This window comes from Gottfriedia sp. S16(2024) (assembly GCF_050473765.1).
GTDB lineage: Bacteria > Bacillota > Bacilli > Bacillales > Bacillaceae_G > Gottfriedia.
The window spans coordinates 736,050-751,071 of record NZ_JBFLUO010000001.1; the positions used below are offsets into that span (position 1 = coordinate 736,050).

Annotated in this window: 13 protein-coding genes; 3 read left to right on the forward strand and 10 right to left on the reverse strand. The window is 32.5% G+C overall.

The window, feature by feature from the left end; all coding sequences use genetic code 11:
* Window positions 1–720: a YveK family protein gene (locus AB1282_RS03495; RefSeq protein ID WP_429898470.1), complete on the reverse strand. Its 720-nt coding sequence runs from the start codon at window positions 718–720 to the stop codon at window positions 1–3.
* Window positions 721–1,158: 438 nt separating this feature from the next.
* Here AB1282_RS03495 and AB1282_RS03500 point away from each other — a divergent pair, with 438 nt between their 5' ends.
* Window positions 1,159–1,308, forward strand: a complete 150-nt coding sequence (locus AB1282_RS03500) for a BH0509 family protein (RefSeq protein ID WP_172795377.1) — start codon at window positions 1,159–1,161, stop codon at window positions 1,306–1,308.
* 657 nt (window positions 1,309–1,965) lie between these two features.
* Here the strand turns inward: AB1282_RS03500 and AB1282_RS03505 are convergent.
* From AB1282_RS03505 to AB1282_RS03525, 5 genes are all read right to left on the reverse strand, one after another.
* Window positions 1,966–3,537, reverse strand: coding sequence for a chitinase (locus tag AB1282_RS03505; protein ID WP_390311179.1), 1,572 nt, complete (start codon window positions 3,535–3,537; stop codon window positions 1,966–1,968).
* A gap of 9 nt (window positions 3,538–3,546) precedes the next feature.
* A complete protein-coding gene (locus AB1282_RS03510) occupies window positions 3,547–5,844 on the reverse strand; it encodes a glycosyltransferase family 2 protein (protein ID WP_429898471.1) in 2,298 nt (765 codons plus the stop codon).
* Between the two features lie 151 nt (window positions 5,845–5,995).
* A complete protein-coding gene (locus AB1282_RS03515) occupies window positions 5,996–6,193 on the reverse strand; it encodes a hypothetical protein (protein ID WP_429898472.1) in 198 nt (65 codons plus the stop codon).
* Window positions 6,194–6,224: 31 nt separating this feature from the next.
* Window positions 6,225–7,100, reverse strand: coding sequence for a UTP--glucose-1-phosphate uridylyltransferase GalU (gene galU / locus AB1282_RS03520; RefSeq protein WP_390311176.1), 876 nt, complete (start codon window positions 7,098–7,100; stop codon window positions 6,225–6,227).
* A gap of 321 nt (window positions 7,101–7,421) precedes the next feature.
* Window positions 7,422–7,577, reverse strand: a complete 156-nt coding sequence (locus AB1282_RS03525; protein WP_353611564.1) for a Wzz/FepE/Etk N-terminal domain-containing protein — start codon at window positions 7,575–7,577, stop codon at window positions 7,422–7,424.
* Window positions 7,578–7,982: 405 nt separating this feature from the next.
* Between AB1282_RS03525 and AB1282_RS03530 the strand changes: the two genes are divergently transcribed.
* Complete coding sequence (locus tag AB1282_RS03530; protein WP_429898473.1) at window positions 7,983–8,141, forward strand: BH0509 family protein; 159 nt, start codon at window positions 7,983–7,985, stop codon at window positions 8,139–8,141.
* 542 nt (window positions 8,142–8,683) lie between these two features.
* Here AB1282_RS03530 and AB1282_RS03535 read toward each other — a convergent pair.
* Window positions 8,684–9,370, reverse strand: coding sequence for a winged helix-turn-helix domain-containing protein (locus AB1282_RS03535; protein WP_429898474.1), 687 nt, complete (start codon window positions 9,368–9,370; stop codon window positions 8,684–8,686).
* Between the two features lie 172 nt (window positions 9,371–9,542).
* On the opposite strand from AB1282_RS03535, the gene AB1282_RS03540 reads away from it, so the two are divergent.
* Window positions 9,543–10,496 (forward strand): PstS family phosphate ABC transporter substrate-binding protein, encoded by a 954-nt coding sequence (locus AB1282_RS03540; protein ID WP_056465348.1) that lies wholly within the window; start codon window positions 9,543–9,545, stop codon window positions 10,494–10,496.
* A 78-nt stretch (window positions 10,497–10,574) separates the two neighbouring features.
* Here AB1282_RS03540 and AB1282_RS03545 read toward each other — a convergent pair whose 3' ends face one another.
* From AB1282_RS03545 to AB1282_RS03555, 3 genes are all read right to left on the reverse strand, one after another.
* Complete coding sequence (locus tag AB1282_RS03545) at window positions 10,575–11,540, reverse strand: phosphotransferase enzyme family protein (protein ID WP_056465350.1); 966 nt, start codon at window positions 11,538–11,540, stop codon at window positions 10,575–10,577.
* 102 nt (window positions 11,541–11,642) lie between these two features.
* A complete protein-coding gene (locus AB1282_RS03550) occupies window positions 11,643–13,196 on the reverse strand; it encodes a response regulator transcription factor (protein ID WP_056465352.1) in 1,554 nt (517 codons plus the stop codon).
* Window positions 13,174–15,006, reverse strand: a complete 1,833-nt coding sequence (locus AB1282_RS03555) for a sensor histidine kinase (protein ID WP_429898475.1) — start codon at window positions 15,004–15,006, stop codon at window positions 13,174–13,176. The genes AB1282_RS03550 and AB1282_RS03555 overlap by 23 nt, the downstream gene beginning before the upstream one ends.
* Window positions 15,007–15,022: the final 16 nt, after the last annotated feature.

Sequence of the window (15,022 nt, forward strand, 5' to 3'; positions counted from 1 at the left end):
TTACGCACCCTTTCTCACTTTTAAATTTATTTTAGGAGTGATTTTTCCCTTTGTTACTTCAGAGATGACACCAAGAATCGGTAATTCCAATAATTCTTCAAGCTGTTTTTCAGTCTTAACTGTGTTATCTAAAAACTCAAGTAAGAAGGCAATACCAACTGAAAGCATTAATCCAACAGCAAAACCAATTGCTACATTTAATTTCTTATTTGGTTTAATCGGATTTTCACTTAAATCTGCTTTTGCTAAAACAGTTACATTATTTACACTCATAATTGTTTTAATTTTTTCCTGAAATACACTTGCAATCGTATTTACAATCGCTTGTGCTTGCTCTGAATTAGGATCTTGTACCGTAACTGTAAAAACTTGTGAGTTTGTTTCGCTTGCAACTGTAATATTTTTAGTTAGTTCGGCAACTGTATAATCTAAATTTAATTGATTAATAACTTCATCTAAAATAGCTGGGCTCTTAATAACTACATTATATGTATTGATCAATTGAACATTTGTTTGTACTTGGTTATTCTGATAAATTGAAGAATCTTTTGTTTCTTTTTGATTAACTAATAATTGTGTTGAAGATTGATAAATCGGGGTTAAAAATAAAAAGCTAATAACTCCTGTAACCACTGTGGCTACAACTGTAATACAAATTATCATGATCAGACGTTTCTTAATAACGCCGAATAATTCCTGTAAACTAATCGTCTCTTCCATCGCTTCCTCCTTAAATTCTATACGTTTATTATTCTATTAAAATATACACTCAGATTCAACAGTGCCTAGTATAACAATTACTTAACAAAAAGTTAAGTAAAAATTAATCAAGAAATAGGGAAGTTTGGTTAAATTTACCATAAAACAAGGTATTTTGTCGGATTATTTACCCACTTTATGGAAACCCTTACAAACTGGTCTAGTTATGTTACATTCTTTAATGAAAATTGTAATATTCGATATTATATTAGAATAATTAGTTCGTTGTAAATTGGATAATAATTAATGAAATGATAAAAATGTTTTTTTACCTTTTTAGTAAAAATCACTAGCACATTTTGGTTTTACTGTTATATAATAACTAATAAATAAATACACTGTATTAAAACAGATTGAAAACAAATTTATCAATCATTTAAATCAAAGGGAGTGTTGTTAATGATGAGTAGAGAAGAGCGTAAAAACATGGTTCAATTTTTGGAATTAACAAAAGGATTATCAACTGAGGACTTAGTTTTCATGACGGATGCTGATTTAGAGCACCTTTACGACACGGCTTATACGTATATGTTACATCACTCTGAGTAAGATCTTACAACTTTGGTTTACTGCAATTATAAAATAAAAAGCTAGGTGAACATCCTAATTTGGATTCACCTAGCTTTTTCATTTACCAATGTTTCATATGTTAATACTGTATCCAATTACTTATATTTCCTCTTATTTTCGATAAAACAAAAGACAACAAAATTCCTACTTCTCTGACTATTTACCTCAACTTGAGATACAAAAATTTTAAAAGAGTATTTCTTATGCATCTTTTTGTTATATCGAAATTTTAACATTACCAATATATGGTAAATAAACAGATTGGTTATTTTTGTTGTTTAGTTATAAAAATTGTATACAATTTGTACGTTTTTCCCCTAGCATTTTGTTTAATAGGGTTAGTACAAAAAAAAATTTTTTATTTAATTTTTAATAAAAAAATTTGTCTATTTTTTTATTAAAAACAATAAAAGTGTATTTCTCTATCCAAGCCTCTGCCTTATAAAAATAAAAAAGCTAAAATGAATCCTTTAAAAGAATTCACCTAGCTTTTTAATTTTACTCTATTCAATTAAGAAGCGATTCAAACCGATAGCCTTTTCCTTTAATCGTTTTAATCTATTTAGGATAATTCGGAAGTTCTTCGATTTTATGTCGTAAACTATGACTATAAAGATTAATTAATCTTCTATTATATTATTTCCTAATTTCCTTCAACACTTTCTTAATTTCATCCTGAGTCAACTGTTCCCATGGTGCTGCATCATCATTAGCAAGGGGTTTTTCAGGATTTTCATCTTTGTTCCACCATTTCGCCTCATACGGGATGCCATTAACCATTACCCGATCACCAGCTCCATAGACTGCTCCTTCTTCCCATTCCTGATAGGTTCCTTTAGGCAAGCTAACTTTTGGCAATGGTTTTTCTCCAGGCAATACCGGACCAACAAGTTCCCAAGGAATTGTATTTTCATCCAAGATAGGTGCATCAGGAGCATCTCCTTTTGTCCACCATTTAGCTCTATATACATTGTGCTTCCATACAACACGAGTACCTTTTAAATAGGTTGTAGATTCATTCCATATTTCATACGGAGAAGTTTTCGGATCATCCGGTTTATTCAAATCTATATCCGTTACATCTGACTTAGTTGTCCGTTTTGCATCACTAGAAACACTACCATTCATATTCTGTTTCAAAATCGTTGCAAACTCTTGATTGTTTTGTTTAACACCACTGTAAAAGTTGGAAACACTTTGAATTCCAACACTATTCTCACTGGATTTTCTGTCACGGTTTGCTGACCACATAGACAATCGTCCCAAACCATTTTCTACGGCAAATTGATTCAGCTTAGCAGCATCTTCTAAACCAAAAACTTCACCTTGGATGTCATTTTGGCCAATCATTGGTGTTGCGCCGAGTTTTCTCCACAATGCTTTATCACTCAAGTTAACTCCTTGTTTTTGATAAATAATCTTTAGTTGGCGATGGGTTTTTTTCAAGGCATTAATCGAATTGTCTGCCATAGAGAGTTCTGAATTACGACTTCCCCCATAATCCATTGTCATGATATTGACGCCAGCTAAATCTACTCCAGCTCTCAATAATGTTGTTACGGCATCCGTACCATCCTCAGTCAAACCTTGCGGGGTTACTGGTAATGTTACCCAAATAGCTAACTCTTTTTTATCTTTTTTCCGTTCTTGCTGCAATTTTGCCAAAGCTTCCCCACGAAGTTTAGCAGCATGCTTATTTCTCAATCCTTCTTCTTCTAAATCCACATCAATCGTATTCAGATCATAACGCTTTACAACTTTAGCATATGCATTTTTTATTTTTCCAACATCTGTTGTTGTAATTGCTAATTCTGAATTGGATAAGCCACCAAATGAAACAATGACTTCCCCTCCTTTTTGTCGTAGGCGAGCAATTCGTCGATCTATATCTAAATCATCAGATGCCTGATCCAACGAATAGGCGCCTCCCCAACTAGGAACAGCACTATTTTTATTCTTAGCTACTACGAAAGAAAGCACAACATTACCATCAATTTTTTCAAATTCATATTGCGGTGTCAGTGTAGCATCGACATAAGGGGCAAACCAAGGATTTGATTCTGCCGCTGTTTTTTCTGTTTTTTTTGTTTTTTCTATTTTACTAACTACGACTATATTATCTCGATAAAAATAACTAACTCCTACAGCTACCACAACTAAACATACCAACATTAAACGCGGCATTGACAATTTCTTTTTATTTTGCATAATCTATTTTCATCCTATTTTTTTATTGCTGAAATTATGTTTATCTTCAACTTCAGTTGTCTCTGTATTTTCCCATTTACCAAGTGATATGCTTAAAGGAACTTCTGTTTGCCCCTTCTCATCACCATAGTATAAAACCGATTGCCAATTGATTTCTGATTGATCTTTTTCAGCTTTTTCAGTTTGCTTAGGTTTTACTTCTACAAATATCCAATCTTTAAAGTTATGAATTAAATCCACAAGCATATTGACAGGTCCGATAAATGTTAATGCAGCCCACCCACAAGTAAAGGCGTTAAAAAAGGAAAATATAGCATTCGGCCAATTTCCGAGCATGAAAGAGCGCCAGCAAATAAAAACAGAGTAAGCAATAATAATGATCGGCGCTAAGATATAAAGTGTTGGCGTGCCAGTTCGATCATTAACCTTAGGCGTTCGTGCAAAAGGAATTTTTTCACTTGTTAATATCTGTTGGATCGATTTTAGCACTCCAGCCGTATTAACAGCCAACAAGATTAGATTAAGACCATAAATTCGGAAGATGTCCATTCGTTTATAACGATTGTATTTTAAATCACTCGCCATTGCAGTAAAGTAAGGGACAGCAGCACCAACAATAAAAATACTCAATAAACGATCGTCAAAGGGATAGGCTAAAAGGAAGATTAAGCCAAAACTAGACCAAGCAATCGATGCCATGTAATTGACTCGCAACACAATTTCCATTAACTTGATTGGATTCCCTTCCTGACGGCGTTGACGAATAGTAGCAAATAGTTTCGACATAATTAATAATCCACCATTGGCCCAACGACGTCGTTGGATGACTAGAGAACCGAAATCTGGTGGAGTTGCTGAGTAACTCAAACGCTCCGGATAATTTGCCAAGGTCCAACCATTTTTTTCTAAATCAATACTAGACTCCGTATCCTCAATTACTGTACGGTCTTGGATAAAACGGCGAACCTTAAATCCATTTACATATTCTGTTTCAGCAATATCCTCGATCGCACGTTTTCGGATGACCGCGTTCGCCCCTACCCAAAAGGTCGCGCCATAATACGTTGTTCCTTGGTGTAAAGTGTGTTGAATATCTGTTGTAGCACCAGCAATTCGTTCGATTCGAGTTGGACATCCACGGAAAGAAGAATAAGGAGTTTGTGTTACAGCTACATTTTCATTTCCTTCTTGATTCAATAGATATACCAGACGTAAACAATACTCTTTTAGCAGAATAGAATCGGCATCGAGCGTTAGTAAAAATTCAGTATCTGGAATGACTAAATCTGCTTCTGCCTCTGAAGATACTCTCTGCAGTACTTTACCAGCTGGTGTTTGGAGAATCTTGTAGCTCCCTCCCATTAAATCAATATAAGAGTTAAGATTCATAGCTTTATTGGCTTCATCAGATAAAGAAACAAACTGTTTTCGTTGGAAATACCCTACTTTTCCGGTGAAAATCCATACTAATCGAGAATAAAACTGATAGATTCGTTCATAGCTCATGCCATAATTTTCTTTTGAGGATTTCTCTAATACTACTGCCGTTACGGTTAATTCATTAGCTAAATCTCTTAAAACTTGATTATTAAAGAAATCATCTACATGAGTCTCATCTGGTTCATCATCAGCAAATTTATTAATCCATTTGGCAGCATAATTATATTGCTTTATTAAATCATTTAAAGTAGAAGAAGAGATTTCCCCAGTTTTGTTATAAGTCTCTTCAAAATCGTCACGAGCTTTTGCTAGTTTAGTATAAGGGACTTCCAAAAGCTCGGTAATTTCTTTTGCAAGATTCATAGTTGCTTGCAATTTTTCCCTTTTTTGCGGATCTGTTGGATTCGGCTTATCATCAATCAGAAGTTGTACATCGATTTTCGGATATTCTTGTAAAACAGCTGATAGTAATGTTTTTCGAATAACGTCAACCTCTTCATCATACGAAGGAACCAAAACAGTAATTCCTGGTTGATTCTCAGAAAAATAAGCAGATAAGGTTTCACGTGGGATCCGAGTATGCTCTTTAAAGCGAATCAATGCCCCTTGTCTAGAATAAAGATACATCAATGCGGAAAAACATAGTGTCGTAACAATTAAGATATATAATCCCGCTTCAACGACTTGTTTAAAACTACCATTGCCATTATGCAGTTGATCAAAAATTGTGGATGCTACATAAAGCAACCAAAATACAATCGTAAACAAAATATAGATTCGATTCAATGTCAATTTTGCAGTGGATGGTTTTTCATGCACTCTTGGTAATGGTTCCATATTGCTTTCAGTGTACCGTTGTCTTTTCATTTTGTTCATCCCTCTTGTTAGTCAAGTCCCTATTATTGGGTAAATAAAAAAATACAATGTTTCAACTATTTATGGATGGGCAGATTAAATTGTCACGTCAAAAATCTCCCATCCTTTTTTTGAATAAACTCTTTTCCATTTTTACCGAAGTTTAAAAAAAGAAAATTGGACCTTTAGGATCTTCTAACTTTAAAATAATAGCAATAATCATATGAACTGGTAATAGTAGTATAAGACCCAAAAAAGCGCCAGATAAATCCACTAAGCGCTTAGTAAATAAATAGATCCTTCTTTTTTCAATTGTTTCTTTCGATAAGAATGGCTTTAGAAGCATATTCTGATTGTTCAAATCTCATTGCTTTCAATCTAATCATCCAACCTTATTTAATATTGACTGTTAACATGTCATGTAAATACTTCAATAAATCATCTCTTAAATCATCATGCTTTAATGCAAAATCAATTGTTGTCTTAATAAACCCTAATTTTTCACCAACGTCGTGACGCTTTCCTTCAAAGTCATATGCAAACACACGTTGAATTGAATTTAATTTTTGAATTGCATCCGTTAATTGAATTTCGCCACCTGCACCGATATTTTGTTCTTCTAAGTACATAAAGATTTCAGGTGTAAATACATAACGACCCATGATTGCTAAATTAGAAGGTGCTGTACCTGGTGCTGGCTTTTCGACAAAGTTTTTTACTTCGTATCTTCTACCCTCTTGCATAATCGGTTCAACAATGCCATATCGATGCGTTTCTTCTTCTGGTACTGTTTGAACACCAATTACTGAAGAATATGTATTGTCATACTGGTCCATTAGCTGCTTTAATCCTGGTGTTTCAGCTTCTACAATATCGTCACCAAGTAATACCGCAAATGGTTCGTTGCCGATAAAATTACGCGCACACCATACAGCGTGACCTAATCCTTTAGGTTCTTTTTGTCTTATGTAATGAATGTCGATATTAGATGGAGCTTTAACTTGTTCTAATAACGCATACTTTTCTTTTTCTAATAAATTTTGTTCTAGCTCATATGAAAAATCAAAATGATCTTCAATTGCGCGTTTACCTTTACCTGTTACGATAATGATATCTTCAATGCCTGATTCAATTGCTTCTTCAACAATGTATTGAATTGTTGGCTTGTCTACGATTGGTAGCATTTCTTTTGGCATTGCTTTTGTTGCAGGTAAAAAGCGTGTCCCTAAACCCGCTGCTGGTATAATTGCTTTTCTTACTTTCTTCATTTACAAATTCCCTCCATTGCTTTCCTTCCCCAAATGAATAAAGTTTCCACTTCTACATTCATGTGATTAAATACACAAGAAGAAACTCTATTTTCTTTTAAAATAAATATAATATAGGGCATCTAACCCCTCCTCACACTCATTAGCAGTTACTGATGCAAAAAATCATTTCACAAGTGTGTGATGACTTGTAATGATCTGCTTAGTCGCTAGTTGTCAGAGGTACTTTCGGAGCATCAAACAGAATCTCATCATATTGTTCATGCATTTGTACAATCTAAATTTAATTGATTAATAACTTCGTCTAAAATAGATGGACTCCTAATAACGACATTGTATGTTGATCAATTGAATATTTGTTTGTATTTGATTATTCTGATAAATCAAAGAATCATTTGTTTCTTTTTGGTTAACTAATAGTTGAGTTGAAGATTGATAAATTGGGGGTATAAATAAATAGCTAATGACTCCTGTAATCCATTTATTATTCTATTAAAATATACTCTCAGATTCAACAATGCCAAGTATAACAATTACTTAACAAAAAGTTAAGTAGAATTTAACCTATAATAGGAAGTTTTAGTTAAATTTACCATAAAATATCGCTTTTTGTCGAATTTTTTACCTAACTTATTGAAACTCTTACAAACTGGTCTTTTTCTGTTACATTCATTAATGAAAATTGTAATATTAGATATTTTTCTAGAATAATTAATACGTTGTAATTTGAATAATAATTAATGAAATGATTAAATTATCTTTTTTACTTTTTCAGTAAAAATCTCTATCATATTTTAATTTTATTGTTATATAATAGTTAAAATATAAATACACTGCATTAAAACAGATTGAAAACAAATTAGTCATTCTAAATCAATGGGAATGTTGTTAATAATTAGTAGAGAAGAGCGTAAAAACATGGTTCAATTTTTTGAATTAACAAATGGATTTTCAATTGAGGACTTAGTTTTCATGACGAATGCTGATTTAAAGCACCTTTTCGACAAGGCGTCTACTTATATGTTACATCACGCTGAGTAAGATCTTACAAGTTTGGTTTACTGCACTTATAAAATAAAAAGCTAGATGTACATCCTTATCTGGATTCACCTAGCTTTTTCATTTGCCAATTTTTCGATCGTTAATGCTGTATCTAATTACTTATATATCCTCTTTTTTCGAATTTACAAAAGACAACAAAAGCCCTACTTCTTCGACTATATTCCTCAAATTGAGACAAAAAAATTAAGAAAGAGCATTTGCGATGGATTTTTTTGTTATATTAAGATTTTATTTTTGCCATAATATGGTATTAAAACAAATTATGTATTTTTGTTGTTCAAGTTGCGAAAGCGTTAAATACACCCTCTTTTAACTTAGTTTTTTGTTCTATTTGGGTTTATACGAAAAATAAAAATTTTTAATTTTAATAAAAAAAGTTGTCTCTTATTACAGAAAAACTGCTTTTAAATAAAAACATAATATTACGTATTCCCTACTCTCCCCAAAGCTCTGCCATATAAAAATAAAAAAGCTAAATGTCATCCTTAAAAAAGAATGCACCTAGCTTTTTACACACGTGTTCAATTAACAAGCGTTTCAAACCGATAACCTTTTCCCTTAATCGTTTTAATATATTTAGGATAATTCGGAAGTTCCTCAATTTTATGTCGTAAACTATGGATATAAATATCGATTAATCTTCTATTTTTATAAACAGAAATGACTTCCATTAATTCTTCTCTCGTTACAATGAAACCAGCTTTTTTTATTAAAAAAAGTAAAATTGCGTATTCCCTACCATTTAGTTCGATTCTCATTTTGTTTTTATAAACCTCTTCTCGATTTAAATAGAAGGAAATTTCTCCAAAATATAAAACTTTTTCTCTATCTTCTTCATTTTTTTCATTGCCTGCCCTCCTCATAACTGCTTTTATTCTTGCGGACAAGTCTCTAGGATGAATCGGATATTTAACATATTGATCCGCTCCAGCTTCGATACATATTGCTGCTTCGTATGAATCATAAGTTTCAACTAATAATATGATCGGTATTTCTGTTATCCGTCTTATTCTCATTATTAATGGAATAAACTCGTCCAAAACTTGGCTTTTCATTATTACTATGCAACCTTTTAAGAAACCTAAATGAGTTTCTTCATTAAACTCTCCATATCGATATGTGCTGATTTTAATTAATCCGAATTGTTTACTTTGTTGAAGCACATGTTCAATCTCGTTTTGATCTTGGATGATGACAATTTGCTCCACCTTATATCTCTCCCATTTTTTACTGTTTATACGGTCATTTTAATTGGTTATTAACAAAAAAGGGGGACTTTCACTATACCTTTACAAATTCTTTACGTAGCGTTAAAAGCAAGTTAATCTTTGTGGGATATTGTAAGAAATGTAGCAAAGACAACGAGGGGAGGAACTGTAGATGCAACTAAAGAAAGTAATTATATTAGTCGTCGCAATCACAGCTATATTATCTTTAGCAGCTTGTGGAATTGCCTATCATCCTAATTCAAGTACATCTGAAAAACAATTAACTGGTAGCATACTAATCGATGGTTCATCTACCGTTTTCCCGATAATGCAAACAATAACGAAACAATATAGATCTGCACAACCCGAGGTAACTATTTCAATAGGTAATAGTGGTACAACTGATGGTTTTAAAAAATTCGCAAATGGTGTAACAGATCTAAACGACGCATCTCGTCCAATATCAAATGAAGAAGCTACAATCGCTAAACAAAATAACATCGATTATATTCAATTAAAATTAGCTTATGATGGTCTATCCGTCGTAGTAAATAAAGACAATGATTTTGTGGATCAATTAACAATTGAACAATTAGCAAAGTTATTTTCAGTAAAAAGTAAAATAAAAACTTGGAACGAACTAAACTCTGCTTGGCCAAAGGAAGAAATTAAATTCTTCAGCCCTGGTACTGAGTCAGGAACTTACGAATACTTTAATAAAACCATTTTAAATCAAGCTGGCGAACGGAAAGATGCTCAAACGTCTGAAGATGACAAAAATCTTGTCGATGATGTTGCTAGTGAAAAAGGCGCTATTGGATACTTTGGTCATGCTTACTATGAAGAAAACAAAGATCAATTAAAAATCGTACCAATTGTTAATCCTAAAACAGGTAAAGCAGTTTTACCAACTGAAGAGACAATCAAAAACGGGACTTACGTACTTTCTCGTGAACTCTACACATATGTAAATATAAACTCACTTAAACGTCCTGTCGTATTGGACTATTTGAAATTTGCCAATGAAAATGCTCAAACTTTAGCTGAGCAAGTTGGCTATATTCCATTACAAGATGATCTATATGAGAGCAATATTACTAAAATAGAAGAAGCTACACATAAATAACCTTACTCACCCCCCAATTTAAATATAAAAAGAAGCTATGATTCGTATTTGAATCGTAGCTTTTTGTTTACTGTAATTTTAAAGATCAATGATTGATTTCTTATTTATGATTCGCTCTTTTAACTCTTCACAAAGTTCAATAACTCTTTGCGTTTTCTCTTCATATTTCATATTCAATACATGGTAAAGCGTAATATCACGACATTTTAAAAATGAAGGAATTCGGTTATACCATTCTTCATCTAAAACATATTCGGTTTCATAACCTTTTCGAAAGATTTCTAACTGTCTTTTTGCGAAATTCGATTTTTCTTCGAATGATGCCTTACTACCCCAAGCAGTATAATATAGAACAATTGCGATATCTGAAATGAAATAATTATATTGCAGGTCATCGAAATCAAAAGCCGTTATTTCACCTTTGTCATTTACGAAAAAATTCTGGAGATGTAAGTCACTATGGATTAATCCATATGAATCTTTCTTTCTGTCATAAGCTTGGATTTCTTCTATTAATTCCTTCGTATAAATACCAAGCTCATCATCAGCTAACATTTCATTCAAATAAGCTTCTTCGTCCCAATGTTCACGATGATTTGTAACAGGATAATCAACTGTTAACGCATGAAGCTTTCCGATCGTTTTTCCCCATGTGTACATTAGGTCATCATTCCACACCGCTGGGTTTGTACGATCAACTAATTGACCATCTGCCCATTCAAACATTGATGCGTAAAAACTGGTGCCATCACTTGCATTTTGGACTTCTACTAAATTACCGTTCAAAGAAGTTAAAGAACCTGCTGCATTTGCTCCATTTTCTCTTGCATATTGTAAAAACTTAAGTTCTGCCTCAATTTCATCCTTTGAGCGATGAGATGAATGCGTTAATCGTAAAATGCGATCCGTTCCATCTGCCAACTTACCTTTAAATAGATAGTTCTCGAACTCTCCGACTGGTTTTTCTTCTACTGTAATACCAAATTGTGATGCTGCATTCGTTAAAATCTCTTTAGTAAAAACTCTTTCAACTGCCTGTTCCATTTTTAATCCCCCGAAAACATAGAATAAAAGCGTAGAATAAATATCTAATTACTTATTCCCCAGTTCCCAAAGATTTCCTGCAACTTTTTTACTAAATAATGACTACTCATTCATATTTCGGTATTCATTCGGGGTCATCCCAACGATTTTCTTAAACACTTTTCGAAAGTATTTATCATCTTGATAGCCAATTTTCCCAGCTATTTCATATATTTTCAAATTCGGGAACTTCAATAATTCCTTCGCTTTTTCAATCCGAATTGAAACAATATAATCTGATATATTCACACCGTAAATTTGTTTAAACTTACGGGATATATATTCACGGCTTAAATAAAATTTCTCTGAAAACTCCTGAAGTGAAATCTCTTCAGCATAGTTCAGTTGAATATAATTTGCGATTGCTTCAATACTATTCAGTTCTTGATTTGTTTGATTTTTTTCTTGAATAATCGACTGCACTCTTTCTCTTTGAGTCGCTACATAATCACCAATTTCAAAATGCCCTTTTGCATTCCAGAACAGTTCTAGATTCACTTCTTGAATGGTTTGAAGCGAAAGTTTATTAATCCAGTGATTTAAGAAGATTAAAAACTCCTGATGCAATGAAAGTAACTGTGCAAAAGGAAGATAATTCTTCTGTGCGATTCGTTTACTAAAAAGTTGAATGACTTCATCGTAAATATAAATATCCTGCTTCTCAACCATTTGTTCAAATAAGTTGATGATTTCTACTAGATTAATCGGATTATACCCTTTTATATCTTCATAAGAATAAACTGGCACATCTCGCTTTTCTAAAATATTTACATGCTGTAGGACATTTACAACCTCTTCGTACCCAGACTGGATCGACTCAATTGGTAACTTCCTACTGATCGCAAAATGAAACGGAAAAGGCACAACTGTCGATAAAATTTTAGCAATATGTTGAATACTGTCAGTGACTTGCTCGCCCCAATATAGTAAACAAATCTCCTTCGCACCTTGTAAATTACGAAACGCAATTCCTCCATTTTGGTTTTGAAGAACTTCATTTACAATATTCAAAAGGGCAAAGAAGCATAAATCCTCTGGCCAAATATCTTTGAATGTCTCTAGATTTCGTAATTTTAGTAAAGATACATGTAAAGTTTGACCTTCTTCATATCCTAATTGGTTTAACATGTTCTGATTATATTCTTTATCGTAAATCGCATTTGTTAATTGTTTATCTCTATAAACAGGTAAAACTTCCTGAAGCAAACGAAAATCATTTAATGCATCAATTCTCTCTTTTTCTTTTTCATTCCAATCTGAAGCTACTTTTACTAAAGTTTCATTCAATATATCCGGATCAATTGGTTTCAATAAATAATCAGACGCACCGAACTGAATAGCTTCTCTCATATAATGATAGTCATCATATCCCGTTACAACGATTACTTTACAATTAATGTTTTCTGAATGAAGCCATTTTAATAATCCTCTACCGTCTAACTCTGGCATCATTAAATCAGTAAATATAATTGTCGGTCTTTCCTTTAGAATGATGTCTTGCGCGATCGCTCCATTTTCTGCTTCTAATATTTCAGTAACTCCAATTGCATCCCACTCTGCAAGAAGTTTTACACCTTCTCGTACATGCTTTTCGTCATCTATTAGTAGAACCTTCATGATTAACTTCTCCTCTTGTCATTTCAATCGGTAAGATTATCGTTACAACAAAGTTTTCATGCTTCACACTTTCTATTTTTACTTCTGCTTTTTTACCATAATAGAATTGAATGCGATCAGAAATATTTTTTAAACCGATACTCTCGTTAGTATTTAATCCACCTTCTGACAGCGATGAATTGATGATTTCTAATTCCTCTTCTGATGCACCTTCACCATTATCAGCAATGACTATTTTTAAACGATCATCTAGTTGTCTATGAATCGAAATATTTAATTCACCAAGCTTTTGTTGCTTTTCAAAGCCGTGTTTAAAGAAATTTTCTACGATTGGCTGTAAAATCATTTTTGGCATTTTTACTTTGTTTAACCCTTCATCCACTTCCAGGTTATAAACAAATCTGCCATCATAACGTTCATTTTGAAGCGATAAATAATCTTTTATATGGTTTAATTCATCCTTAAGCGTTACAAAATCTTCATTATTTTTCATGCTATATCGCATGATTTTTGATAATGACATGATTAATCGATACACTTTGATTCCGTCATTTTTTAATGAAAGAGTTCCAATAGATTGTAAGGCATTGTATAAAAAATGCGGATTTATTTGAGACTGAAGTACTTTTAGTTGATTCGTTTTATTCTCTATTTGAAGCTTGTATTCTTTTATATATAATTCATTTAACGTATCGACCATTGAAGTAAAATGTTTACCTAACTGACCAAACTCATCATTTCCTAACGTATCAAAAGAAACAGCAAGTTCTCCCTTCTCGATTCGCTGCATATCTCGAATTAAGATTCGTATCGGTCGTGTAAATCTGAAGGATACGATAATAGTTAAAATGATGACTAATAAGACTGAAATCGCCCCGAGTGTAACTGTAATTTTCAATAATTGATTCGAATTATGATAGAGATTCTTATAAGGAATACTTTTAATGATTGTCCATTGTTGATGATTGCTGCTTTTTATTTTGTCATACACATAGACGCCACTAAAATCCTTGCCCTTCCATTCAAAACTAGTTTCACCTGATCGATCTGAGCTAATTTTTTTATACCATTTTGTTTCTAGCTTTTTACCAATCAGATTTTTTTCAGATGAATAAAGAACAACATTCCCATCACCAACAACGAAAAGATGTTCCTCTCCCTTTTTATAAATACGATCAAAAATCTCATTAATTCTACTTAATTCAATATCAATCGATAAAAAGCCAAGCCATTGGTCGGATGTAACATTATTTAAAAAATAATGAAATGTTACAACTTGCTTAACTGGCTCAATTCGAAAATCAGATAAGTTATTATAATTTTGAATCGGATGAGTCGGTTGAATATAATACGAGTCCCTCGAAAAACTTAAATTTCGATATATGGGAATTTGGTTGAAATTATACATTTTCCCTCGACTACTCACCTTTGCATTGTATACGGTGTAATCATCCTTACCCTTCGTTAAATATAAATGCAACTGCTCGATCTCTCTTCTTGAAAAATAAAGTCCTAGTAAACTCCGTTGAATTTCAGCAGAATTTTGTTCGATGTAAGCTGTAGCACCATTTTCTAACACCGACAAAAACGGTCTATTACTATAAATGGACAATGGAATACCGTAAATTTCATTAAAATAATTCATTAAATCATTTCCACTACGCTTCAATAAATCATAATTCGTATTTACAAATTCCTTCGTAACCGTGTTTTTCGTATAAAAATAACTTGCTATAATCGATAAGCCAAATGGAATAATAGTTGCGATTAATAATAAGGTGATCAGCTTACTTCTAATACTGTTTTTCATGATAACATCCTTTGCG